Annotated in this window: 22 protein-coding genes and 1 pseudogene; 21 read left to right on the top strand and 2 right to left on the bottom strand. The window is 61.0% G+C overall.

Annotated elements, in window-relative coordinates:
• Positions 1-7: 7 nt before the first annotated feature.
• The 9 genes from ACELLULO517_RS20115 to ACELLULO517_RS20075 all read left to right on the top strand — a co-directional run bounded on the left by ACELLULO517_RS20115 (position 8) and on the right by ACELLULO517_RS20075 (position 10451).
• Positions 8-1069 (top strand): ABC transporter permease, encoded by a 1062-nt coding sequence (locus tag ACELLULO517_RS20115; RefSeq protein ID WP_227309220.1) that lies wholly within the window; start codon positions 8-10, stop codon positions 1067-1069.
• Between the two features lie 46 nt (positions 1070-1115).
• A complete protein-coding gene (locus tag ACELLULO517_RS20110) occupies positions 1116-1841 on the top strand; it encodes an SDR family NAD(P)-dependent oxidoreductase (protein ID WP_227309219.1) in 726 nt (241 codons plus the stop codon).
• Positions 1842-1874: 33 nt separating this feature from the next.
• On the top strand, positions 1875-2603 hold the full coding sequence (locus ACELLULO517_RS20105; RefSeq protein ID WP_227309218.1) for an SDR family NAD(P)-dependent oxidoreductase: 729 nt from the start codon (positions 1875-1877) through the stop codon (positions 2601-2603).
• 180 nt (positions 2604-2783) lie between these two features.
• Positions 2784-3773, top strand: a complete 990-nt coding sequence (locus tag ACELLULO517_RS20100) for an ABC transporter permease (RefSeq protein ID WP_227309217.1) — start codon at positions 2784-2786, stop codon at positions 3771-3773.
• Positions 3774-3825: 52 nt separating this feature from the next.
• The gene (locus ACELLULO517_RS20095; RefSeq protein ID WP_227309216.1) at positions 3826-4824 is read left to right on the top strand and encodes a sugar ABC transporter substrate-binding protein; all 999 of its coding nucleotides are present in this window, start codon (positions 3826-3828) and stop codon (positions 4822-4824) included.
• 11 nt (positions 4825-4835) lie between these two features.
• Positions 4836-6956, top strand: a complete 2121-nt coding sequence (locus ACELLULO517_RS20090) for an ABC transporter permease (protein WP_227309215.1) — start codon at positions 4836-4838, stop codon at positions 6954-6956.
• Positions 6953-8056: an SMP-30/gluconolactonase/LRE family protein gene (locus ACELLULO517_RS20085; RefSeq protein ID WP_227309214.1), complete on the top strand. Its 1104-nt coding sequence runs from the start codon at positions 6953-6955 to the stop codon at positions 8054-8056. The genes ACELLULO517_RS20090 and ACELLULO517_RS20085 overlap by 4 nt, the downstream gene beginning before the upstream one ends.
• The gene (locus tag ACELLULO517_RS20080; RefSeq protein WP_227309213.1) at positions 8053-9549 is read left to right on the top strand and encodes a sugar ABC transporter ATP-binding protein; all 1497 of its coding nucleotides are present in this window, start codon (positions 8053-8055) and stop codon (positions 9547-9549) included. Before ACELLULO517_RS20085 ends, ACELLULO517_RS20080 begins: the two co-directional genes overlap by 4 nt.
• 26 nt (positions 9550-9575) lie before the next feature.
• Complete coding sequence (locus tag ACELLULO517_RS20075; protein ID WP_227309212.1) at positions 9576-10451, top strand: MBL fold metallo-hydrolase; 876 nt, start codon at positions 9576-9578, stop codon at positions 10449-10451.
• A 43-nt stretch (positions 10452-10494) separates the two neighbouring features.
• Here the strand turns inward: ACELLULO517_RS20075 and ACELLULO517_RS20070 are convergent, their stop codons facing one another.
• Positions 10495-11661 (bottom strand): ABC transporter substrate-binding protein, encoded by a 1167-nt coding sequence (locus ACELLULO517_RS20070; protein WP_227309211.1) that lies wholly within the window; start codon positions 11659-11661, stop codon positions 10495-10497.
• A 303-nt stretch (positions 11662-11964) separates the two neighbouring features.
• On the opposite strand from ACELLULO517_RS20070, the gene ACELLULO517_RS20065 reads away from it, so the two are divergent.
• The 4 genes from ACELLULO517_RS20065 (at position 11965) to ACELLULO517_RS20050 (ending at position 16406) form a co-directional block, all read left to right on the top strand.
• Entirely contained in the window at positions 11965-12858 is an 894-nt protein-coding gene (locus ACELLULO517_RS20065) for a branched-chain amino acid ABC transporter permease (protein WP_227309210.1), read from the top strand.
• 9 nt (positions 12859-12867) lie between these two features.
• Entirely contained in the window at positions 12868-14658 is a 1791-nt protein-coding gene (locus ACELLULO517_RS20060; RefSeq protein WP_227309209.1) for a branched-chain amino acid ABC transporter ATP-binding protein/permease, read from the top strand.
• Entirely contained in the window at positions 14655-15383 is a 729-nt protein-coding gene (locus tag ACELLULO517_RS20055; protein WP_227309208.1) for an ABC transporter ATP-binding protein, read from the top strand. The genes ACELLULO517_RS20060 and ACELLULO517_RS20055 overlap by 4 nt, the downstream gene beginning before the upstream one ends.
• 129 nt (positions 15384-15512) lie before the next feature.
• Positions 15513-16406 (top strand): NAD(P)-dependent oxidoreductase, encoded by an 894-nt coding sequence (locus ACELLULO517_RS20050; RefSeq protein WP_227309207.1) that lies wholly within the window; start codon positions 15513-15515, stop codon positions 16404-16406.
• Between the two features lie 3 nt (positions 16407-16409).
• On the opposite strand, the gene ACELLULO517_RS20045 is transcribed toward ACELLULO517_RS20050, so the two are convergent.
• Complete coding sequence (locus ACELLULO517_RS20045) at positions 16410-17321, bottom strand: LysR family transcriptional regulator (protein WP_227309206.1); 912 nt, start codon at positions 17319-17321, stop codon at positions 16410-16412.
• 306 nt (positions 17322-17627) lie between these two features.
• Here ACELLULO517_RS20045 and ACELLULO517_RS20040 point away from each other — a divergent pair, with 306 nt between their 5' ends.
• From ACELLULO517_RS20040 to ACELLULO517_RS20010, 8 genes and pseudogenes are all read left to right on the top strand, one after another.
• The gene (locus tag ACELLULO517_RS20040) at positions 17628-18341 is read left to right on the top strand and encodes an SDR family NAD(P)-dependent oxidoreductase (protein WP_227309205.1); all 714 of its coding nucleotides are present in this window, start codon (positions 17628-17630) and stop codon (positions 18339-18341) included.
• Positions 18342-18432: 91 nt separating this feature from the next.
• A pseudogene (locus ACELLULO517_RS28725) lies at positions 18433-18903 on the top strand (NAD(P)-dependent oxidoreductase); the annotation flags it as partial.
• A gap of 15 nt (positions 18904-18918) precedes the next feature.
• A complete protein-coding gene (locus ACELLULO517_RS28720) occupies positions 18919-19332 on the top strand; it encodes an NAD-binding protein (protein WP_319796445.1) in 414 nt (137 codons plus the stop codon).
• Positions 19329-20696, top strand: a complete 1368-nt coding sequence (locus tag ACELLULO517_RS20030) for an MmgE/PrpD family protein (protein WP_227309203.1) — start codon at positions 19329-19331, stop codon at positions 20694-20696. The genes ACELLULO517_RS28720 and ACELLULO517_RS20030 overlap by 4 nt, the downstream gene beginning before the upstream one ends.
• Before the next feature lie 15 nt (positions 20697-20711).
• Positions 20712-21098 (top strand): carboxymuconolactone decarboxylase family protein, encoded by a 387-nt coding sequence (locus ACELLULO517_RS20025; RefSeq protein ID WP_227309202.1) that lies wholly within the window; start codon positions 20712-20714, stop codon positions 21096-21098.
• 75 nt (positions 21099-21173) lie between these two features.
• Entirely contained in the window at positions 21174-21983 is an 810-nt protein-coding gene (locus tag ACELLULO517_RS20020; RefSeq protein ID WP_227309201.1) for an N-acyl homoserine lactonase family protein, read from the top strand.
• A gap of 25 nt (positions 21984-22008) precedes the next feature.
• On the top strand, positions 22009-23343 hold the full coding sequence (locus tag ACELLULO517_RS20015; RefSeq protein ID WP_227309200.1) for an MFS transporter: 1335 nt from the start codon (positions 22009-22011) through the stop codon (positions 23341-23343).
• Between the two features lie 61 nt (positions 23344-23404).
• On the top strand, positions 23405-23687 hold a 283-nt coding region (locus tag ACELLULO517_RS20010; RefSeq protein ID WP_227309199.1), incomplete at its 3' end, for an aldehyde dehydrogenase family protein.

Here is a 23687-nt window from a genome sequence, read left to right as displayed (position 1 = left end):
AGAGATCATGGCTCAGTCACTGAATATTCCCACACGCGGCAAGGAGGGCGCGATGCCCCCGCCCGGGCGGCCGCGCGAGCGTCCTTCGGCCAGCTTTGTCATGGGTCGTTTGTTCGGAAGCACGACAAGCGCCATTGCCGTGATACTCGTCATCATCTGCGCCCTTCTCAGTCAGCTCTCGGACAGCTTTCTGACGGCAAACAATATCTATGCGATATTGTCTCAGTCCTCTGTCGTCGGCATCACGGCGGTGGGCGGCACCTTCGTCGTGATCACGGGGGGTATCGATCTTTCGGTCGGCGCCGCCATCGGCCTTGCCGGGATGATCGGCGCTTTGCTGATGCAAGCGGGATTCGGCGCTTTGGGCGGTGCGATCGTCACCATGCTGATCGCGGTCGCGATCGGTGCCGTGAATGGCATTTCGGTAGCCGGCATAAAGCTTGCGCCCTTTATCGTAACCTTGGCGACGATGGGCATGGCCCAGGGTTTGACGCTTGAGGCCAATGGCGGCCAGAGCGTCTATACCCTGCCGGCGGCTTTCACCTATTTCGGAAGCGGCACCGTGCTGGGCGGCATCCCGATTTCCGTCATTGTCACCGTTATCGTCTTCATCGTCGGTGGCGTGCTTCTGACCAGGACGGCCTTCGGCAAAAGCGTGTTCGCGGTCGGCGGCAATCGTGAAGCCGCCCGGCTCGCCGGTATTCAGGTCAATCGCGTCACGTTTCTGGTCTATGTCATCGCTGGAATTTGCGTCGGCATCGCCTCCATCATCATCGTCGGGCGTGTAGGTGCTGCGACGCCAACCGGCGGTGTCGGCGTCGAGCTGCGGGTGATCGCGGCGATCGTCATCGGTGGCACAAGTCTGTTTGGCGGCAAGGGCAGCCTATGGGGAACCCTTGTCGGTGTGCTGCTGATCGGCGTGATCAATAATGGTCTGACGCTTCTGAATGTGGACCCCTTCCTGGTTCAGTTCATGCAGAGTGCGCTTATCTTTATTGCAGTCCTGTTCGACGCCGTTAACACGCGGCGGATAACGCGGGGCCGCCTGAAGGCACCGCGCTCCACGTGAGGTCGCGGCAGGCCCAAATTTTAATCTGAACGGAGTGAATTGAGATATGGATCGGTTGAAAGACAAGGTTGCACTCATCACCGGTGCCGCGCGCGGGCAGGGCCGTGCGATGGCCGAGCTTTTCATGCAGGAGGGCGCGCGCGCCGTCATTTCGGGTGACGTGCTCGATGCCGAGAATGCGGATACAAGTTCGGTCGAGTTTGTGCGCCTCGATGTCACCAAGGACGATCAATGGAAGGCCGTCATCGACAAGATCGTCGCCGATCACGGCAAGATCGACATCCTGATCAACAATGCCGCGATCTGCCTTTACCAGCCGATTTTGGAGACGACCAACGAGATCTATGACCGGGTGCTGGACGTCGATCTGAAAAGCATCTTCTTCGGCATGCGCGAAGTGCTGCCGCATATGATCGCCAGAAAGCAGGGTTCGATCATCAACGTCTCCTCAATCTGGGGTCTGGCCGGCGTCCCCAACTCCTATGCCTATCAGGCGGCGAAGGGCGCCATTCTCAACGTCAGCAAAAACGTGGCTGCGACGCATGGCGAAGACGGCGTGCGCTGCAATTCCCTGCATCCCGGGTATATTCTGTCGCCGATGAACGAACATCAGGCGCCTGACATCAATGCGGCGCTGATTGCGGGGACGGTTCTGAAGCGCGCCGGGCAGCCGATCGAGACCGCCTATGCGGCGCTTTTTCTGGCAAGCGACGAGGCGAGCTACGTGACCGGAACGTCGCTGGTCGTCGACGGCGGGTATCTGGCGCCGTGACTTGTCCACATCATCCATCGGAGAGAGCGACAGATGGTAGAGCGGCTTAGAGGCAAGGTCGCCCTTGTCACCGGCGGCGCGCGGGGACAGGGCCGCGAAATGGCGGAACTGTTCATGCGGGAAGGTGCGGCGGCGGTGATCGCCGGCGATATTCTGGAACCCGAGAATACGTCCGACAGTTCCGTCGACTTCGTCCAGCTTGACGTCACGCGTGACGACCAGTGGAAGGCGGTGATCGACCGGATCATCGCCGACCACGGCAAGATCGATATCCTGATCAATAATGCGGGGATCGTGATGTACGAGCCGATCCTGCAGACGACGAATGCGATGTGGGATCGCGTTCTGGATGTGGACCTTAAAAGCATCTTTCGCGGAATGCGTGAGGTGCTGCCGCATATGATCGCCAGAAAACAGGGGTCGATCGTCAATGTCGCGTCGATCTGGGGCCTGGCCGGTGTCCCGAGCGCCCATGCCTATCAGGCCGCGAAGGGGGCCATTCTCAATGTCAGCAAGAATGTCGCCGCAACCCATGGCCAGGATGGCATTCGCTGCAACTCCCTCCATCCCGGCTATATCGTGACGCCCATGAACAAGGATCAGGGCCCCGTGATAGAAGCGGCCTTGATCAATGGCAGCCTGCTCAAGCGTGCCGGGCAGCCGATCGAGACCGCCTATGCGGCTTTGTTTCTGGCCAGTGATGAGGCAAGCTACATTACGGGCACGTCGCTTGTCGTCGACGGTGGCTATCTCGCACCCTGACGAGACAGGATATCGGCACAGCAGCTATAGGTCCGGGCGATCCCGGCTATAGCTGCTATGTTCCGCCGCGCTATTCTCTCGACGCAGCGCCTTCGGGCAATCTTAGTGCAATAATAACACCAGGAGGATGAGTTCGCGGATATCCGTGCGCTCGATCATAATGTTCGAATCGCTGCATCCATGAAGATCGCCGCTCGTCGTGCAAAACTGACGCAAGAGGGCATCGTCTTTGCTTTGGCGGTCGTGCTGTTCGTCGCCTTTGCTGTCTCCCTGCATGGCTTCGTCACCTCGGGCAATATTGTCGCCCTCATCCGCAGTGTCTCCATCCTGGGAATGCTGGGTCTGGGCATGGGCCTTGTCGTCATCGGCCGTGGGATCGACCTCGCGATGATCGCGACGATGGTGGTGGCCGTGTCCTGGGCCTTCTCCCTGGCGCAGGCGGGCATGGGCTTCGGCTATGCGCTGCTGATCGGGGCGGGTTTCGTCATCCTTGTCGGTTGCATCACCGGAATCCTGGTCGCCTTCGCCGAGGTTCCCGCGATTTTCACGACGCTCGCGATGGGACTGGCCGTCTATGGCGTCGGCCGAGCCTATTTCTTCAAGATCGACGTCCAGAACGTGCCCGATAATGCCGGAGCCTTTTCATTCCTGGGCGTCGGTCATGTCTTCGGCGTGCCGATGCCGATCATCGCTTTCGCGGTCCTGGCCGTCATCGTCTGGCTGCTGTTGCGATGGACCCGCTTCGGTCGCTTTGTCTATGCCATGGGCGACAATCTGCTCGCCGCACGGGTGGCCGGCATACCGGTCGCCTTGCTAATCATCGCCCAATATGTCGTCTCGGGTCTCATCGCGTATGCGGCCGGGCTTGTTATGGCCGCATCCGTCGCGAGCATGAGCACGCGCATCTATAACTCGACAATGATCTATGACGTATTGCTTGTCGTCGTGCTGGGTGGCGTCAGCCTCAGCGGCGGGCGCGGCAATGTGCGCAGCATTCTTGTCGGCACACTTCTGGTCGGTGTCCTGCTTGATGGCATGACGATCATGGACGTTTCCTATACCGAGCAGAATCTGGTCAAAAGCATCGTGCTGCTGCTCGCTCTCGTCACCGATAGCCTGATCAATCCGCGCGACGAGCAGACGGCGCAGCAGCAGCAGGGTGATATCTGACGCCTGCTGCCTTGCGCCGCGCTCCAATCAAAAAACAAATGGGAGGGATTCAATGCTTCGCTTCATTGCCCTGATACTGACGGCGGTATTCGCCATTGGCACGGCCTATGCCCAGGATAGCGGTCTGTCGAATGCCGCGCGCCGCGCGCCGTATTATGACGGGCTCAAGGGCAAGAAGGTCGTCTTCGTGCCGCTCTCGATGGGTTTCGATCTCACTGAAGGCTGGGCCGCCATCATGCGCCGCCAGGCGGCCGATCTTGGTTATACATTCGAGATTCGTGACCCGAACTGGAGCACGGATGCCGGCACGCGGGCGCTGACCTCCCTGATCGCGCAGAAGCCGGATCTGGTGATCGTGCATAATCCGGACGTGCAGTCCTATGCGCGCCCCATCAAGCGGCTTGAGCAGGCCGGCATAAAGGTGCTTCAGGTCAATCTCGAATCCGCGCTGACCACGGATTCCTATGTCGGCGCCGATTGGGTGAAGGTCGGCTATGTCGAAGCCGATGCGCTGGTGAAGAAATGCGGCCCTGGCACATCCGGCAAGATCGCGATCATGCAGGGCGTGCCCACGGCGGCATCCAACCTTTATGAGCTTTACGCCTATCACGACACTTTCTCGAAACATCCCAATATCAAGATCGTCTCCGAACAGGCGGCGAATTACGACCCCGCCAAGGCGCGCGCGATCATGGAGACGGTGCTTCAGCAAAACCCCGATCTCTGCGGCGTTGTCGGCAATTGGGACAATCAGGATGTCGGTGCGGGCGCTGCCATCCAGCAGGCCGGCAAGACGGGCCAGGTCTATGTCGTGACCTCCGGTGGCGGTACCGCGGATGGATGCGAGAATATCCGCAAGGGCCTGCTCGATATGACGGTGAGCTACAACGTGCCTTTGCAGGGTGACATCCTCAACCAGCAGATCGTCGAATTGCTGCTGTCGCCTGCCAAGGCCGGCACGGTGAAGAATACCTATTACACGCCGCTGACGATCCTGACGAAGGACAATCTGACGCCGCGTAACTGCTGGTCCCTGAACGAGCTGAAATAGACCACACACCGATGGCTCAAAACGACACACTTGTTCGGCTGCGCTACCGCTTCCTCCCCGATCATCTGATCGGGGAGCTTTTGTCGAAGCGGTGGATTGACAATGCCATTCCCTTCATCGCTCTGGTCGCGGTGATTGCCGCTTTCGGTTCGATCACGCCGGATTTCTTCGCGCTGTCGAATCTTTCCGATCTCGGGCGGCAGGTGGCGGAATTCGGCCTTGTCGTGCTGGGCCTCGCGATTGTCGTCGTCTCGGGCGGTATCGATCTCTCGGTCGGCGCGGTCTTTTCTCTCGCGGTTCTCTTCGCGCTGCTCGGCGTCAATGTGCTGGCCTGGTCGATCCCGCTTGTGTTGGTGGTGACTTTGGCGCTTGGCGCCCTCTGCGGTGCCTTGAACGGCGTTCTGATCGGCTATCTGCGGCTCCGCGCCTTTCTGACGACGCTGGTGACGCTGATCATTTTCCGCTCGATCTACGAGATTGCCTTCCTCCATTTCTCGACGGCGCTGGTCTCGGGAAGCGTCGATTCCGATCTATGGGATTATCTCGGCGAAGGATCGGTCTTCGGTATCCCCTTCAGCCTGCTGCTCGCCGTGGTCATCGCCTTGATCTGGCATATGGTGCTGTCGCGGATGCGGCCGGGCTGGCGACTGACGGCGGTGGGCGGCGCCAGGCGCTCCGCCTATAATGCCGGCATCAATGTGCGCCGCACCGTCTTTTTCGCCTATGTCTGGTCGAGCGGGCTGGCCGCCCTGGCAGGGTTTCTGTTTGCCGCCCGTCTTGGCAGCACGGGGTCCGATACCGGCATCGGGCTTGAAGTTTCGGCCCTGACGGCGGTGGTACTGGGCGGCAATTCGCTCGGCGGCGGGCGCGGGTCGGTATCGAAAGCCGTCATGGGCGCGCTTCTCGTCCTCATCCTGACGAATAGCCTGATCAATTTCGGCGTCACCGGGCCGGTCACCTCCATGATTCTCGGCTGCGTGCTGATCGGCGCGGTCTTCGTCGATATGCGCTGGCTGAAGAACCGCGAGAAGCTGCTTTCGAAAGTCTATGTCTCGCCGACCTATCTGTCCTTGCCGCCCTTTCCCCGTACGTCCGATCCCGGCTCGCCCTATGCGCTGAACGACAAGCTGCGCACTGTCGACATCATCGGCCTCGGGCTGATCGAAGGTCCAGAGGATGTCATCCTCGACCGCGACGACAATCTCTATTGCGGCACCCGCCAGGGGGATATCGTTCGCTTCTTCGGGCCTGACCATACGCGGCATGAGATCTTTGCCCATATCGGCGGTCACCCGCTTGGCATGGCTTTCGATCGCGCGGGCAATCTGCTCGTCTGTATCGGCGGCATGGGACTTTATCAGGTCTCGCCAGACCGGCAGGTGACGAAACTGACGGATGAGACAAATCGCAGCCTGTTCTCGATTGTGGACGATTCACGCCTGCGTCTTGCCGATGATCTGGACGTCGCGCCCGACGGTCGCATCTATTTCAGCGAAGCCACCATTCGTTATGAGCAGGAGGATTGGGCAACCGATTCCGTGGAATGTCGCGGCAATGGCCGGGTGATTTGTTACGATCCGCGCACCGGCACGACGCGGACTGAAATCCATGACCTTGTGTTTGCCAATGGTGTCGTGCTGGCATCCGACGGCCAGTCCTTCCTCTTCGCCGAAGCCTGGACCTGCCGCATCAGCCGCTATTGGTTCGACGGACCGCGCAAGGGCGAGAGGGCGGCAGTGCTGACCAATCTTCCTGGCTACCCGGCCAATATCAATCGCTCATCGGACGGCAATTACTGGGCAGCCTTGCTGGGGATGCGGACACCCGCGCTGGATCTTGCGCAGTCGATGCCGGGCTTCCGACGTCGCATGGCCCGCCGTGTCGCGCCCGATCTGTGGCTTTATCCCAATATCAATACGGGCTGCGTGATCCGCTTCAATGAAAATGGTGAGATACTCGAAACGCTATGGGACCTCGGTGGCGTCAATCACCCCATGATCACCTCGATGCGTGAGCACAAGGGCTATCTCTATCTCGGCGGCATCTCCAACAATCGTATCGGCCGCTACAAGATTCCCGGAGCCGATCCGAATTGGTGCGCGGTCGACAGCTATTGGGGGAAGCCGGCATGATCGGGGCATTCCGTAGAGCCTATGCCTCCTTTCGCGGCTTCGACACGGCGGGCAGCGCGGTCCCCGCCATGGACGGTCCGCTGACGCCCAATACGCGGCTGGATGAGGCGAGGGTGATCGGGCAATTCGCCGGCATCGACAACCTTGTCGCGACACCGGGCGGGCTGGTCGGCTCCCAGGGGTCCGACATCCTGGCTTTGTCCGATACGGGGGCCGCGCGCATTCTGCGCAGCCTGGAGGCGCCGGTCAGTTGTCTGGCCGCAAGTGCGGATGGTACGCTGGCCGTGGGGTTGGACGGCAAGGGCGTGGTGCTGATCGGTGGCCGGCATGACGGCCAGAGGGTGACCGAGGCCGCCGGGCAGGCATTGATCTGTCCGACCAGCGCCGCTTTTGTCGATGCCGACACGCTTATCGTCACCAACGGATCGGCCAGTCTTCCCGCGGCCGCGTGGAAGCGCGACCTTATGACCGAAGGCGCGAGCGGCAGTGTATTCCGCCTGTCGCTGACGGGGGGCAAGGCCGTGCGGCTGGCGTTTGGCCTCGCCTATCCCAGCGGGATCGCACTGAGCGCCGAGGGCGATATTTTCGTCGCCGAGGCATGGCGCCATCGGGTGTTGTGCCTGCCTGCCACCAGCGCCGGCCTGCCCACTGTCCTATTGGGACAGTTGCCGGCCTATCCGGGCCGCATGTTGCGGCGGGCGGAGGGTGGCTTCTGGCTGGCGCTGTTCGCACCCCGCAACCAACTGGTCGAGTTCGTGCTTCGCGAGGACGCGTATCGCCGCCGGATGATCGAGACCATCGATCCCGATCTGTGGATCGCGCCGGCGCTGACCAGCGGCGTCACCTTCCTGGAACCCATCCAGGGCGGCGCGCGCAAAAAGCTCAATCAGTTGAAACCCTGGTCGCCGTCCTGGTCCTATGGCCTTGTGCTGCGCTGTGACGACCGGATGCGGCCGGTGGAGAGCTATCACAGCCGCGCCGACGGCCACGTTCATGGCGTGACGTCGCTGGCGGAATGGGACGGGCAATTGATGATCGGCGCCAAAGGATCGGGCGTGGTGGTCGGCCTCACGATCGGTCGGGCAAGGCAAGCGGCATGACCAAGGTTCTTGAACTGCGCCAGGCCACCAAGGCATTTCGTGGCGTGCCGGCGATCCGCAATATCGACTTCGATGTCGAGCGCGGTGAAATCCATGCGCTGGTCGGCGAGAACGGGGCCGGCAAATCGACGCTGACGAAAATCCTGGCAGGGGTCTATCAACTCACATCCGGTGAGATGCTGCTGGACGGTGCGCCCGTCACCCTGTCATCCCCTTCCGAGGCCAAGGGCCAAGGGATCGCGATGGTATTCCAGGAGACGAATCTGGTGCCGTCCATGACGGTCGCGCAGAACATCTATCTCGGCGAGGAGAAGATGTTCAACCGGTTGCGGGGGCTTTACATCCAGGCACAGCGCTTTCTGCTGTCGCTCAACTTCCATGTCGACCCTATGGCGCTGGTCTCCTCCCTCGGTGCCGCCAAGAAGCAGATGGTCGAGATCGCGCGGGCCGTTCATCATGAGGCGCGGCTGATCATTTTCGATGAGCCGACGGCGACGCTGACCCCGGAGGAAAAGTTTCATTTCTTCAATCTCGTCAGGCGTCTGAAGGAGAGCGGCGTCTCCATCATCTTCATCACGCACGCCCTGGAAGAAGTTCTGCTTTTGTCCGACCGCATCACCATCTTGCGTGACGGCGAGTTGGTGGTGACCGGCAGAACGAGCGATTTCGACCGGGAGCGCATCGTGCAAGGCATGGTCGGCCGCACGCTCTCGCATGAGTTGTATGACAAGGACAAACCGCGCGCCCGGCGCCCCTACGGCGAGCGGATTCTGAGCGTGCAGAACCTCTCGATGGGCAGCATCGTCCGCAATACTTCGTTCTCGGTCTATAGTGGTCAGATCACCGGCTTTTTCGGGCTGGTCGGCGCCGGCCGCACCGAGACGATGAAGATCGTGAGCGGCGTGCTGAAACGCGACTATTTCCACGGCGGCTCTATCGAGCTTGACGGGCGGCCTGTGCGTTACGAGGCACCGCGCGCCGCGATCCTGGACGGCATCGTCTATATCACCGAGGATCGCAAGATCGAGGGCTTCTTCGAGACCATGTCGATCGCCGAGAATATCTATCTGGGCCGTCTGGCGCGCGGCTTCAATCCACTGTCTATCGTGTCCATGACCCAGGCGCGGGCTTTGGCGGCCGAGTGGACAAGCAAACTGGGCGTGCGGGCGATCGACGCCAATGCCAAGATCATCGAATTGTCGGGCGGCAATCAACAGAAGGTCGTCATTGCCAAGGCGGCAGTGCAGGAACCGCGCATCCTGATTTTTGACGAGCCGACGCGCGGCGTCGATGTCGGGGCCATTGCCGAAATCCATCGCTTCATCAACGAGATTGCGGATCGTGGCATTGCGGTCGTGGTGATCTCCTCCTACCTGCCGGAAATCATGGCCCTGTCGGACCGCATCCTGGTTGCAAGGCAAGGCCGCGTGGTGGAAGAGTTGGACGTGAGTGAGGCGACGGAAGAGCGCATCATGTATGCGGCCGTGCATTAGAATGAAACAAAAGACGGGGGGAAACCATGGCGGATAAGACAGCGAAGCAGGTGCCGGGGATTTACAGACATCCGATCGGCGATGCGATGGTCACCGTGATCAATGACGGCTTCCTCGACATTCCCTTCGAGATTCTGCGCGGCGTGGAGCAGGAGGAGATGCATGCCTGCATGCGCGGTGCATTTTGGACAAAACCGCCGCGCCTGACCGTCAATGCCTTCGTCATCGAAACCGCCGGGCGCACCATATTGGTCGATGCCGGGGGCGGCAGCAGCACGATCTATTCCATGGGATTGCTGCCCGAGAATCTGAAGGCCGCCGGTTTTGCGCCGGAGGATTTCGATACCGTTTTGCTTTCCCATATCCATCCCGACCATTCCAATGGGCTGCTGGACCCTGACGGCAAGGCGATGTTTCCGCGCGCCGAGCTTGTCATTCACAAGGATGACGTCGCCTTCTGGTCCGACCCTGCGCTGCGGGACGGGCGCGTGCCGGCGGCGACCCCTTATCTCGACGCCGCGCAGGCGCTGCTCACCACCTATCGCGACCACATTCGGCTGATCGATGGCGGGGAGGTGTTGTCCGGTATCACGCAGCTGCCCTTGCCGGGTCATACGCCGGGGCATAGCGGCTACCGGCTGGACTCGGCCGGTGAAACCCTGGTGATCTGGGGCGATACCGTGCATGTGCCGGAGATCCAGATTCCCCACCCCGGCGTTACCAGCGAGTTCGATATCAATGAAGCGCTGGCTGCCGAAAATCGGCGCCGTATCTTTGAGACGGTCGCGACGGAGAGGCTTTTGGTGGCCGGCATGCATCTGCATCTGCCGGCCTTCGCGCATGTCGTGAAAAGCAATGGCAGCTACCGCTTGGTACCGGAAAACTGGGCCGTGGCGATCTGACGCGCCACAGCCCAGGATATTATTCGCCGGCGGTGTGGGTTGATCAGTCCTTCAGTTCAACCCACTGCTTTGACGCCGCATCATATTTCACCAGGGTCAGCTGCTCCGGCGTGATGGTGATGTGATTCTCGGGGCTGAAGCTCAGGCTGCCGGTGATGCCGTCGAAGTTCTTCGTATTGTTGAACTCCTTCTGCAGATCGACGGGCTTTGTGGAATTGGCTTTGGTGATGACCTGGGCGAGCATAAGGATGCTGTCATAGCTCGTCTCGGCGAAGGGCGTCGATTCCGTGTTGAATTTGGTCTTGTAGCTGTCCCGGAAGGCCAGCATCGCGGGGCTGGGATGCAGACCGGATGTCAGCACTGCGCTGATCGTCCCATCTGCATTGCTACCGGCAAGCTTGGCATAGGTATCATCGGCATTGGTTTCGTCATTGCCATAGGTGGTGACGGCGAAACCGAGCGAATGCGTATCCTGCGCGAAGGCGGCCTGGTCCTGCGGTGTCAACCAGACATCGGCGCAGGTGACGCCGGCCGCCTTGATGGCGCTGATCTGCGGCATCAGGCCTGTTGTCGCGCCCGTCGACCAGTTTTCCGTAATGGTCTCGTCGATCTTTACCTTCTGATTGGCCTTGCGATAGACGAGTTGGATGCCGTAATTGCCGCCCTCGCCATAAGTGCTCGGGTCGTGAAGAACGGCCAGTCCTTGCGGACAATTCTTCAAGGCATGTTCGGCAATCTTGGCGCCCCAGGCAAAGGTGTTGAGGCCGAAATCGAATACCCAGGGGTTGGGCGGGCTGTCCGGCCCATGCGGATTGACGGTGAGACCGCCATCATCCACGACGCCGATGGTGGGAATCTTGTAGCGCGTGGCAAGCTGAGCCGTGACGGGGCCGGTATCCGGCGACCCTGCAATCGCGACGGCGCCATTGCTGACGAGCTTCGCAAAAAGCTGTCCTGACAAGGTAGCCGAGGCATTGTCGTTATACCATTCCAGCTTCAGCGGGCGGCCGAGCACGCCGCCGGCGGCGTTGATCTTGTCGACCGCGAGTTGCGCGCCTTGGACGGTGGCCACGCCCGTTGTGCCGTAGGCACCGGTCGTGCCCGCGATCAGCCCGACGAGGATCGGCTTGTCGGTCGCGGCCGCATAGCTCACAGGACAGCCAAGTATCGCCGTTGCGGCGAAGATAGTGCTGGCGATAATAGCTCTCACTGGATTCTCGCTCCCGGTTGTTGGGCGGCTCGTCATGGACGATCACGCCTTATTGTTATCGTTGTTGTTGTCGTTCCGCGTCTCGCGCGGATTACTGCTAGGCCTATTGCCAATATCATGCGCGCGGTCGAACGATAAGAGAGACAGATGCGCACAAATTCCTATCGGCATAATAACAGTTATAGTCGCTATGAGATCTGACGCGGCCGGAGATTCCGGTTAGGCTTGATTCAATTGACTGTTTCAAACGGCTGAAGCGGCCCGAAGCCGCTCATAACGATAAAAAAAGGGAGCGGGCCAGCGTTGCTGCAATTCATCCTGAGTGGTCTTGCGATCGGCTCGGTCTACGGCCTCATCGGGATGGCCTTGGCGATCTCCTTTTATGTCACCCGCGTCATCAATTTTGCCCAGGGACAGATCATGATGGTGGCCATCATGATCACGGCGACAATTTCATCAGCCGGCTACTCGCCCTGGATCGCCGTTATTTTGGGATTGCTCAGTTCCTGCATCGTCGCGGTGCTGTCTTATGTCATCGCGGTGAAGCCGATCCTGGCTTTCAACCGCTTCAGCTTTGGCTGGCTTGTCAGCACACTCGGCTTCGCGGTGATGCTGGAGAATGCGGCCGCCTATCTGTGGGGGCCGACATCGCGGCCTTTCCCGGCCATCCTGAACGGGTACAGCATTCACATCGCGAATGCCGTGCTGACAGGTCAGCAAGTGCTGGCGATTGCCGTCGCTATCGTTTTTGCCGCGGCCTTCGAGCTTGTTCGCAAGCGCACGCTTTACGGTAAGCTCGGTGTCGCCGTCGCGACCGATCCGGATATGGCGTCAGCCATCGGCGGCAATACCACGGTCGTTGCCATCGCGGCCTTCGCGATCTCCGGTCTATTCGCGGGCGTCGCCGGTATTCTGATCGGGCCGAGCACCTTCGCAAATCCCTATCTCGGCAGCACCTATGGCATTTCCGGTTTCATCGCCATGATGATCGGCGGGGGCACCGAAAAGCCCCTATCCGCGATGTTCGGCGGTTTGCTGCTGGGCGTGCTGGCGAATGGTGCCAATGCGCTGATCGATTCTCAGGCTTCGGACTGGTTTCCCTTCCTTGTTCTCGTCATCATTCTCATCGTCACGCCACGCGGGCTGTTCAGTTCTGGAGGTTTTTCATTCCCCCGGCTGATGCGGCGGGCGCGGTAGGACCAGGCGATGACCAAGTCACCCTTCAATCGGCGGCTTCTGACCGTCGTCCTTCTCGTCGTCTATGTCATGGCGACCTGGCTTGCGGCCAATGCCAGCCTGAGCATTCAAAGCCTCGTTCTGGTGGCAGGGGTATTCGGTATCCTGGCGATCAGTCTTGACCTCGTGGCCGGCATGCTCGGCCTCTATTCGCTTGGCCAAGGCGGATTCTTCGGCATCGGCTCCTATGTCACCGCCATCGCGGTGGCCGATCTCAATGTCAGCCCCTTTCTGTTGCTGCCGGTCGTGATCGTGGTGAGCGGCCTGTGTGGCGTCATCATCGGTGCGATGTCGCTGCGGGTCAGCGGCCTGTATTTCGCGATCACCACCTTCATCTTTACCTTGGTGCTGACGGTGATGGCGACGGATATGCAGATCACCGGCGGGACCCAGGGGCTTTTGGGGCCGGCCTTTCCCGACTTTCCGACCGGCCTTGCCTGGCTGGGTGCGCCGGTTGCCTGGTGCATATTGCTGGCCCTTTTGGCCGCGGCCGCTCTGGTCTGGAATATCCGCCGCTCGCCGCTTTACCCTGTGCTGCTGTCCATCCGCGACGCGGAACCTTTCGCGGAAGCGGCGGGCGTTCGAACCTCGGCCATCAAAATCGGCATCTTCGGGCTGTCGGCGGCCATGGCGGGAACGGCCGGCTGGCTGTTCTCCTTCCTCGGTGTTGTTTCTCCCGGACAGTTCGATTGGTCGGTATCCCTCAATGTCCTGGTCATGGTGCTGGTCGGCGGTATCAATACCACGCTCGGTCCGCTGGTCGGCGCTGCCTTCGTTTCGATGTTTCCCGCTGTCGTCGACATCAATCCCTGGTTGGAGGAAGTGCTGTATGGGGCCTTGTCCATCCTCGCGATCACGGTCTTCCCGGAAGGTGTCGTCGGCCTGATCCGGCGGCAATTCGGCAAGACGGTTCAATCGCCGGTCATTTCCGAAGACGCCGGTGCTGTCGCGCCATCTGCCGTGCCACCGACGCGCGCGACGGACATGGCGGGTGGCGACATTGCCGTCGAATGCCGGGGCATCGAATTCAGCTATGCCGTCGGGCCGAAAGTGCTGCGGGATGTCAATGTCGTCGTGCGGCGGGGCCATATCCACGGTCTCATCGGGCCGAACGGTTCCGGCAAAAGCACATTGGCGAATGTCATCGCGGGTCGTTTGCGGCCGGTCGCGGGGGCGATCTTCGTCAAAGGTCAGCAGGTCAACGGTGTATCGCCCAGTGGCCGCGCAAGGCTGGGTCTGCGCCGCACATTCCAGGCCGCGCAACTGGTGCGGGAGTTGACCACGAGCCAGAATGTCTCGGTCGGTCTCTACACCAAGATTCCGGGCATCGTGCGCAGGGCCGCCATCTGGCCGCTGCTGCCGTCAGGGCAGCGTGACCTCGGCTGGATGACCACACAGGCTGTGGCAGCGCTGCAATCGGTGGGGGCCACCAATTGGACCGAGCGCCGGATCGGCGATGTTCCGCACGGCGTGGAACAGCTGACGCAGTTGGCGTCCGTCTGTGTCGCAGCGCCGGACATCATCATTCTGGATGAGCCGGCGACGGGATTGTCGAGCGGCGAGGTCGATCATCTCGCTAGAATCCTTAGCCAGCTCAAAGCCCAGGGCGTCACCATGATCATTATCGAACATCAGACGCGGTTTTTGCTGCCGCTTTGCGATCGGGTCACAGTGCTGAATGCGGGCGAGGTGGTGCTGACGGCGACCGCCGATGAGGTCCGTGCCCATCCCATCGTCCGGCAGGTGTATCTCGGCGAATGAGCCCCTTATCCAATCCAGCTCTTGAGATTTCCGCGCTCTCGGCCGGTTACGGCCGCTTCGACGTCATTCGCGACGTGGCCTTGCGTGTCGGCAAGGGGGAAGCGGTGGCGCTGCTCGGCCCCAATGGCGCGGGCAAGACCACGGTGCTGCGGGCCATCATGAGCCTGATCAAGAACCGCCGTGGCAGCATCCGCATCGGCGATACCGATGTCTCGGATTTTCCGCCGCATCGCGTCGCCAGCGGCTATGCCGCCATCGCCCCGGAAGGGCGGCGCCTGTTCACCGAGTTGACGGTGGAAGATAATCTCGTCCTCGGCGCCTTTCATCTGCGACATGAGAAGGCGCGCGTGGCGGCTTTGCTCGCCTCCGTCTATGAGCTGTTTCCGGTTCTGCTGAACTACCGTCAACGGCGATCATCCTTTCTCAGCGGCGGCGAGCAGCAGATGGTCGCCATCGGGCGCATGTTGATGAGCGACCCGGAGATTCTGTTGCTCGATGAGCCGTCGATCGCATTGTCGCCCGTCGCTGTCGGCATCGTCGTCAAGGCTTTGCTTGAGCTTCGCCGCAGGGGCGCTTCGCTGCTGCTGGTAGAGCAGCGCGTTGATATAGCGACGCAGGTCTGCGATCGGCTTTACATCATGACCCATGGTGAGATTGTCGAGGAGATGACCCCCGACGACATCAGGCGTCAGGGTTTTGATATCATCAACAAGTATCTTGGCTAGACGCGTTCCGAAGCGACACCGATCACTCATAAAGCCCCCCGGACGGCGCAGGCTGTTATGTCGATGACAGCCATGGCGAAGCCGGGGAGAGGCGAATAATCCGATGCAGAATGCATCGCAGGAGGTCTTATGTCAGGTAAGCAGATCGGTTTTGTGGGTGTGGGGCGCATGGGCGGTTTCATGACCCAGCGTCTGCTGGCGGCGGGTCATAGCGTTGTCGTCACCGATCCGAGTGCGGAGGCGGTGGCCGCGCTGGTCGCCGAAGGTGCCACCAGCGCGGGGTCGCCGGCCGAAGTGGCATCCCTGTCGGATATCGTCTTCGCCAGCCTGCCGTCACCGGCGGTGGTCGAGACGGTGGCGCTTGGTGCGAATGGCGTGGCAGACGGCGGCCGGGCGAAGATCTTCGTGGATCTTTCAACGACCGGTTCGCGGGTTGCGGCGAAGGTCGCCGAAGGCCTGACGGCCAAGGGTGTCGTGGCGGTGGATTGTCCGGTCAGCGGCGGTCTGGCCGGCGCCAAAAACGGCACGCTGGCGGTGATGGTCTCCTGCCCTGCCGAGACCTATGCGGATATCGAGCCGATTTTGAAGATCTTCGGCAAGCTGTTTTATGTGGGTGAGAAGCCGGGTTCGGCGCAGACGCTGAAACTGGTCAACAATCTGCTGGCCGCCTGCGCGATGGCGATTTCGGCGGAAGGCATGGTGATGGGGATGAAGGCGGGTCTGGACCCCAAGGTCATGATCGACGTCATCAATGTCAGCAGCGGCCGCAACAGCGCCATTCAGGACAAGTTTCCGCGTTCGGTTCTGCCGGGCACGTTTGATTTCGGCTTCATGACCGGGCTGTCCTACAAGGACGTGCGGCTTTGCCTGGATGAGGCGGAGGCGATGGGCATTCCCATGGTCGTCGGCAGTGCCGTGCGGCAGATGCTGGCCATGACCAATGCGGTCTACGGACCGGACTCGGATTTCACCTCCATGGTCCGCAATGTCGAGACCTGGGCAGGCGTCGAGGTGCGCGGCTGAAGCTCAAGGCGCCGGCGTCCAACACAGGTCAGATACCTGATCGCGAATGAGTTTGATCACCAGCCGCGTCGCGGCCGTCATCGGCCGCTGTGTCGCGGTCGCCAGCATAAGCTGGCGTGTCAGATGCGGCGCCTCGATGGGCCACCAGCGCAGGCGGCCGGCAGCGATGTGGGGCTGTGTGGCGGCATAGCAGAGGATGGTATAGCCGACCCCGGCCTCGACCAGGCCGAGGGTGGACGCCATGGCATCCATCTCATGCTCGATCCGCAGCGTGACACCGATGCGCGTCATGGCGTGGTCCACTTGCATGCGCAGGCCATGCGGCCGCGCCGGCATGATCAAAGGCACCTCCGCCAGCCGCTCGGCAGTGATCGGCCCGTCGCCGACACCTGCCGGGTCGCCGGGGGGGCCGAGCAGAATCAGGTCCTCCTCCAATAGCGGCTCGGTCAGCAAAGTCGGATGGCGCGGCGCGTTGTAGACAACACCGATATCGACGCGACCGGTTGCCAGCCATTCCAGAACATGGCCGCTGAACCCTTCGACCGCGTGAAGGGATATCTCCGGATATTGCGCGCGGCACCGCTGCACGAGCGGCACGGTGAGAACCCAGCCGATGGATGGCGGCATGGCGATGACGACTTTGCCGCTGGGTGTGGCGCGGCGCGCCGCCATTTCGCCGGTAATGCGGTCCGCGATATCCACCATGTCTCGGGCATGGGTCGCCAAAATCTGGCCGGCGGCCGAAAGAACGATGCCGCGACCGTTGCGATAAAATAATTCCTCGCCCAATTCCTCCTCCAGGAACTTGACCTGTCGGCTGAGTACAGGTTGGGTCAGGGCGAGCGAGACTGCGGCTTTCGAGAAGCTTCCAGCTTCCGCGACGCAGAGAAAATACTTGAGCTGTTTAAGTTCCAATCGTCCGTCCCCGGTCGGCCACAGCTTTGAGCGCTGGCACCTTTCACCACAATTATAGCTGCTATAGCGGCTGTGTCATCTGGCACCGCTTGGCGCATGGGTCTAGCTTCGAAAATCGAAGATACGGGCCGTCAACAAGGTCCGGAGGAAAGCGGCCTTGTCATGTTGCCATGCAGCAAAATGGCGAACATGGATTCCCGTGATTCTGACCGCAGTGTTTTATTGGTCAATCGAACGTCTCCGACCGGAGCGCATAGGGTGTCTTGGATAGGATAAGCCGCCAAAAACGGCGCGAAAGGGATGTGGATGCGCGTTGCAATAACAGGGGCCGGTAGCGGTATTGGCGCGGCAACGGCCCGGCTGATGATCGCGAAAGGCTGGCAGGTCGTGTGCCTTGATCGCGATGTGGCGGCGGCGCAAGCGGTCGCGGGCGACCATCTGGCGCTTGCGGTCGATGTCGCGGATGAAGCCGCCGTCGTCTCAATCTTTAAAGAGATCGCGCAGAAAATCGGCGGTTTGGATGCCTTGGCGACATGCGCCGGCATTTACGAGACGACACCGTTTTTCGAGACGACGGCCGCGCAGTTCCGTCGCGTTCATGACGTGAACGTTGTCGGCACCTTCGTTTGCATGCGGGAGGCCGCGCTGATCATGCCGCCGGGCAGCCGCATATGTACGGTCGCGAGCGTGGCCGGGCTGCGCGGCGGCGGTCTTGCCGGCACGGTGTCCTACGCGTCCAGCAAGGGCGCCATTCTGTCGGTCACCAAAAATGCCGCGCGCGCCTTGGCGGAGCGCGGAATCGCGGTGAACACGGTCGCACCGGGGATGATCGAGACGCCTTTCGCGGCGGCGCCGCTCGCAGACCCGGATATTCGCGCGCGTATCGAAGGCATGGCGGTTCAAAAACGCCTAGGCACACCGGAAGAGATCGCCGAGGCGATTGCGTGGTTGTTGTCACCGCAAGCGTCCTATTGCAATGGCATGACGCTGGTGGCGGATGGCGGAATGGTGATGCACTGACCGTCAGGCGCGACGGCGTAGCGGCGCGGGCAGGGGCAGATAAGAGATTGGTGCGTCGGGCGAATAGCTTGGCACAAAGGCGCCAAAAGGGGATGCAATGGCAGGAAGAACTCTAGGTTTTGTGGGTGTGGGGCGCATGGGCGGTTTCATGACCCAGCGTCTGCTGGCGGCGGGTCATAGCGTTGTCGTCACCGATCCGAGTGCGGAGGCGGTGGCAGCGCTGGTCGCTGAAGGTGCCACCAGCGCGGGGTCGCCGGCCGAAGTGGCGTCCCTGTCGGATATCGTCTTCGCCAGCCTGCCGTCACCGGCGGTGGTCGAGACGGTGGCGCTCGGTGCGAAGGGCGTGGCAGACGGCGGCCGGGCGAAGATCTTCGTGGATCTTTCAACGACCGGTTCGCGGGTTGCGGCGAAGGTCGCCGAAGGCCTGACGGCCAAGGGTGTCGTGGCGGTGGATTGTCCGGTCAGCGGCGGTCTGGCCGGCGCCAAAAACGGCACGCTGGCGGTGATGGTCTCCTGCCCTGCCGAGACCTATGCGGATATCGAGCCGATTTTGAAGATCTTCGGCAAGCTGTTTTATGTGGGTGAGAAGCCGGGTTCGGCGCAGACGCTGAAACTGGTCAACAATCTGCTGGCCGCCTGCGCGATGGCGATTTCGGCGGAAGGCATGGTGATGGGGATGAAGGCGGGTCTGGACCCCAAGGTCATGATCGACGTCATCAATGTCAGCAGCGGCCGCAACAGCGCCATTCAGGACAAGTTTCCGCGTTCGGTTCTGCCGGGCACGTTTGATTTCGGCTTCATGACCGGGCTGTCCTACAAGGACGTGCGGCTTTGCCTGGATGAGGCGGAGGCGATGGGCATTCCCATGGTCGTCGGCAGTGCCGTGCGGCAGATGCTGGCCATGACCAATGCGGTCTACGGACCGGACTCGGATTTCACCTCCATGGTCCGCAATGTCGAGACCTGGGCAGGCGTCGAGGTGCGCGGATGATGGACGGAACAACGATCGGTACTGCGGACATGGCGCTGTGTCGCGGCATCGCACAGGCGGCGCTCACCGCCGCCATTCCGCGTGAGGCCGAGGCGGTCGAGAAGCTGCGCATCTGCCTGCTGGACTTTTTGACCTGTGCGCTTGAATCGCGCGATCTGCCGATTTCGGGCCAGGCCATCCGGTTCGCGGCGCTGGAGCAGGGCAAGGCGCCCGTGCTTTTTACCCAACACCTTGTGCCGGTGCCGCAGGCCGCCTTCGCGAATGCGGTGATGGGTCATGGCCTGGTGCGCGAGGATATGCATACCGGCAGCGTCAGCCATATGGGTGTCGTCATCATGCCGACGCTGCTGGCCCTTGCCGCGCGTCGGCCGATCAGCGGGCGCGACTTCATCCAGGCGGCTATTCTTGGCTATGAGGCCGGTGGTCGCTTCGGGCGTTCGCTGATCAACGCGGACTTCGCGCGTTTCTTCCGGCCGACGGGCTTTGCCGGCCCGGTCGCCGGCGCCATCGCCGGCGGCAGGCTTATGGGTTTGACCGAAGATGAGCTGACCAGCGCCCTCTCGCTCGCGGTCAATACGATGAGCGGGCTGAATGAATGGCCGGCGACGGGCAGTGACGAAATGTTCTTCCATCCGGGCTTTGCGGCACGCAATGCCGTGACGGCGGTGGAACTGGCGGCATTCGGTGCGCGGTCATCCGAGCGGGCGCTCGACGGGGCTGCCGGTCTGTTCGCTGCCTATCGGCCCGGCCAGCCGGTGCCCGCGATTACACTTTTCGCGGACGGCACGCCGGAACTTCTCACCGTCTATAACAAGCCTGTTCCGGCCTGCAATTATGCGCAGACGCCCTGCCAGGCGATGCTGACGCTGGTGCGGGAGGAAGCTATCCGCCCTGATGACGTGACGGCCATTTTGGTGCGTGGCACGCGCGCGATGAAGCTCTATCCCGGCTGCGACTATGCCGGCCCCTTCGGTCGAATCCTGCAGGCCAAGATGAGCATTCAATTCGGCGTGGCGGCGGCTTTGGTGCATGGCGGTGTCTCGGAGCAAAATTACCGCCTGCTCGATGATCCGGCGATCATGCGACTGGCGCAATGCCTGACGGTCGAAGAAGGGGCCGAGTTCAACGCGGCCTATCCGGCGCAGCAGGGCGCCTCGGTCGAGGTGACGCTCAAGGATGGCAGCAAACGCTCACGCAGTCTGGCGGATGTCGTGCCTGCAACGCCGGACGGCGTGCGCGACCGCTTCCGCGAGGCCGCCACCAAGATGCTGGGCGCGGACCGCTCGGCGGCACTGGAAGACGCCGTCGCGCGGCTGGAGACCCTCGAGGATGTCGGTATCCTTGCGGTGATGACACAGAATTAATTCATGGAGAGAGTGATGAACAAGGACATGTTCGAGAAGGGTCTTGAGATCCGCAAGTCCGTGCTGGGGGCTGAGTTCGTCGAGAACTCCATCAAGACCGCCGACGACTTCAACATGCCGATGCAGGAGCTCACGACGGAATATTGCTGGGGCGCGGTCTGGGGGCGGGAAGGCCTGCCCCGCAAGACGCGGAGCATGCTCAACATCGCCATGCTCAGCGCCCTGAATCGGCCGCATGAGTTGAAGATGCATCTTAAAGGTGCGCTTAAGAACGGCGTGACCAAGGATGAGATCCGCGAGATTCTTCTGCAAGTCGCGATCTATTGCGGCATTCCCGCCGGTGTCGATTCCTTCCGCGTCGCGCGTGAGGCTTTCGCCGATGTTGCCAAGGCGGCCGAATAATCGAGCAAGATCGGAAACCCTGTCGCTGCCTGCGTGGCAGGGTTTCCGCAAACTATTCCACCACGAGGCGTATTGATGCCCGACGATCTGCCGAATTACGAGCTTTACGCCATCCGCTATGCGACGCGCGAGGGACGACGGGCTGACAACTTCATCGGCGGCGATCCGCATGACGGTCCCATGCGCATGGATTATTTCATGTGGGTTGCGATCGGGCCGGAGCGCAGTTTCATCATCGACTCGGGCTTTACGGCTGAGATGGCGATCAAGCGCAAGAGAGAATATCTGCGTTGCCCTGTGGACGCCCTCTCGCTGTTGGGCCTTTCAGCGGAGAATGCACATGATGTGGTGCTGACCCATCTGCATTATGATCATGTCGGCAATTTCGCCAAATTCCCGGTGGCACAGTTCCATTTGCAGGAACCCGAAATCCATTTTGCAACCGGCCGCTATATGCGCCATCACTGCATCAATCATTCCTTCGAAGTTGACGATGTCGTTGGCATCGTCCGTCTCAACTATGGCGGCCGGGTCACCTTCTATCGCGGCAATGAGGAACTGGCCCCCGGCATCACGCTCCATCTTGCCGGCGGACATTCCGGCGGTCTGCAGTTTCTGCGTATCCACACGCAGCGCGGCTGGGTTGTTCTGGCCTCCGACGTTCTGCATTTCTTCGAGAATATGGATAGCGACAGGCCTTTCACGACTGTTTTCAATATCGGCGATGCGGCTGAGGCATTTGACCTTGTGCGCAAGCAGGCACCAAGCCGCGATCACATCATTCCGGGCCATGATCCGCTGGTGATGGACATGTATCCGCCGCCACGGCCGGACCTGGCCGGTATCATCGTGCGGCTGGATGTGCCGCCGATCAAACGGGGCTAAAAAAGAAAAAATAAGGAAGCGTTGCGTGTCATTTTCCCAGACTTTTCCGGTCGGGGCCGCCGATCAGACGATGGACGAGAAGAGACGAAGTGCCATCAAAGGTGCCTTCTTCTCCGAGTTTATCGACATGTTCGATATCTATCTTCCCGTCGTTGTGCTGTCGCCGGTTCTGTTCTTTTTCCAGCCCGCGCATCTCTCTGCCGGGGTTGAGGCCATCCTTGCCTCACTCGTCTTTATCACGACGCTGCTCGGCCGTCCGGTCGGCGCATTGTTGTTCGGAATGGTCGCCGATCGCATCGGGCGCAGAATGGCATCGATCTATTCCGTATCGGGTTTTGGCGTCATCACGCTGCTGATCGCGCTGTTGCCCGGCTACAATACCATCGGCATCGGCTCCTATCTTCTTCTTGTGGCACTGCGTTTCCTTGATGGCATCTGCCTTGGCGGTGGCTATACGGGTGCCATGCCGCTCGCCATCGAGTATTCACGCAAGCATCAGCGGGGATTTGTCGGCGGCTTCATCATCGCGGGCTTTCCGGCGGCCTATGTGACCATCAATTTGGTCGCGATGTTGATGTTCGTTCTGTTTCCGCTGCACGGTGCCGATTCACCCTATACGCATTGGGGCTGGCGCATTCCCTTCATCATTGGCGCGGTACTCGCCGGTTGTCTGGCGCTCTATTATATCTTCAAGGTCTCCGAATCCGAAATCTGGAAGTCCGAAATCGGCGAGCGCCCGGAGAAGGTGCCGTTCACGGATCTTCTGCGCGGCAAAAGCGGACGCAACCTGCTGCAAGTGCTCATCATGATGAGCGGTTTCTGGCTGACCCAGAATATCATAACGATTTTCTTGCCCACGACCCTGCTCAGCCGGTTTCTGCACTTGTCGCATTTTCAGCTGACCTCGACGCTTCTGATTTCCTATGCGGTGCTGTTTTTCAGCTATATCGGCGCCGGATTGATCGGGCAGCGGATCGGGCGTCGTCGTTTCTTTGCCATCATCGGTCCGGTCATCGCCACGATCGGCGCCGCGATCCTTTATGTGCTGGCGAATGTCGACGGGCTGACCCTGCCGGTGATCATGCTGCTGGTCTGCGTGCTGTCCGTCATCGTCACGTCGCCCTGGGGCGTGATCGTTACCTATATCAATGAGCGGTTTGTGACGGATGTCAGGGCAACGGGCTTCGGCGTGGGGTTCAGTCTTTCCGTCATCATCCCGTCCTTCTACGCCTTTTATATGAACTGGCTCAGCGCCATCATGCCGTTTCATGTGACGCCCGTGGTTTTGCTTTGCCTCGGCGGTCTGATCGGTATGGTCGGCGCCCTGATGGGACCGGAGACCAAGGACGTCGATTTCTAAGTTTGCGCTATCGGCCCTCGCATGCGGCCCGAACGAGCGTGAGACAAGTGAAGGACAGATCATGCTTGAGACAGTATCCACGCTACCGCTGAAGGACGCTTCGCTTCTACGACAAGCCAATCTGCTCGACGGCAAATGGGTTCAGGCCGACAGCGGCAAGACGATCGCCGTCACCAATCCGGCGACCGGAGCGGTGATCGGTCATATACCCGCGATGGAGACGGCCGAGACCACACGCGCGATCGACGCCGCTTATCGCGCGCAGAAGGCCTGGGGCGCGATGCTGGCCAAGGATCGCAGCGCCATCCTGCGCCGTCTGTTCAATCTGATGATGGAGAACCAGG

It is taken from the genome of Acidisoma cellulosilyticum (assembly GCF_020621385.1).
In the GTDB taxonomy this organism is placed as follows: domain Bacteria; phylum Pseudomonadota; class Alphaproteobacteria; order Acetobacterales; family Acetobacteraceae; genus Acidisoma; species Acidisoma cellulosilyticum.
Note: the sequence above shows the minus strand (reverse complement) of the source record. Positions and strands in the feature narration are given on the sequence as shown.

Excerpts from the sequence above, each read along its gene's own strand:
- ACELLULO517_RS20115 (WP_227309220.1), top strand. The coding sequence starts at position 8 with ATGGCTCAGTCACTGAATATTCCCACACGCGGCAAGGAGGGCGCGATG.
- ACELLULO517_RS20110 (WP_227309219.1), top strand. The coding sequence starts at position 1,116 with ATGGATCGGTTGAAAGACAAGGTTGCACTCATCACCGGTGCCGCGCGC.
- ACELLULO517_RS20105 (WP_227309218.1), top strand. The coding sequence starts at position 1,875 with ATGGTAGAGCGGCTTAGAGGCAAGGTCGCCCTTGTCACCGGCGGCGCG.
- ACELLULO517_RS20100 (WP_227309217.1), top strand. The coding sequence starts at position 2,784 with ATGAAGATCGCCGCTCGTCGTGCAAAACTGACGCAAGAGGGCATCGTC.
- ACELLULO517_RS20095 (WP_227309216.1), top strand. The coding sequence starts at position 3,826 with ATGCTTCGCTTCATTGCCCTGATACTGACGGCGGTATTCGCCATTGGC.
- ACELLULO517_RS20090 (WP_227309215.1), top strand. The coding sequence starts at position 4,836 with ATGGCTCAAAACGACACACTTGTTCGGCTGCGCTACCGCTTCCTCCCC.
- ACELLULO517_RS20085 (WP_227309214.1), top strand. The coding sequence starts at position 6,953 with ATGATCGGGGCATTCCGTAGAGCCTATGCCTCCTTTCGCGGCTTCGAC.
- ACELLULO517_RS20080 (WP_227309213.1), top strand. The coding sequence starts at position 8,053 with ATGACCAAGGTTCTTGAACTGCGCCAGGCCACCAAGGCATTTCGTGGC.
- ACELLULO517_RS20075 (WP_227309212.1), top strand. The coding sequence starts at position 9,576 with ATGGCGGATAAGACAGCGAAGCAGGTGCCGGGGATTTACAGACATCCG.
- ACELLULO517_RS20060 (WP_227309209.1), top strand. The coding sequence starts at position 12,868 with ATGACCAAGTCACCCTTCAATCGGCGGCTTCTGACCGTCGTCCTTCTC.
- ACELLULO517_RS20055 (WP_227309208.1), top strand. The coding sequence starts at position 14,655 with ATGAGCCCCTTATCCAATCCAGCTCTTGAGATTTCCGCGCTCTCGGCC.
- ACELLULO517_RS20050 (WP_227309207.1), top strand. The coding sequence starts at position 15,513 with ATGTCAGGTAAGCAGATCGGTTTTGTGGGTGTGGGGCGCATGGGCGGT.
- ACELLULO517_RS20040 (WP_227309205.1), top strand. The coding sequence starts at position 17,628 with ATGCGCGTTGCAATAACAGGGGCCGGTAGCGGTATTGGCGCGGCAACG.
- ACELLULO517_RS20030 (WP_227309203.1), top strand. The coding sequence starts at position 19,329 with ATGATGGACGGAACAACGATCGGTACTGCGGACATGGCGCTGTGTCGC.
- ACELLULO517_RS20025 (WP_227309202.1), top strand. The coding sequence starts at position 20,712 with ATGAACAAGGACATGTTCGAGAAGGGTCTTGAGATCCGCAAGTCCGTG.
- ACELLULO517_RS20020 (WP_227309201.1), top strand. The coding sequence starts at position 21,174 with ATGCCCGACGATCTGCCGAATTACGAGCTTTACGCCATCCGCTATGCG.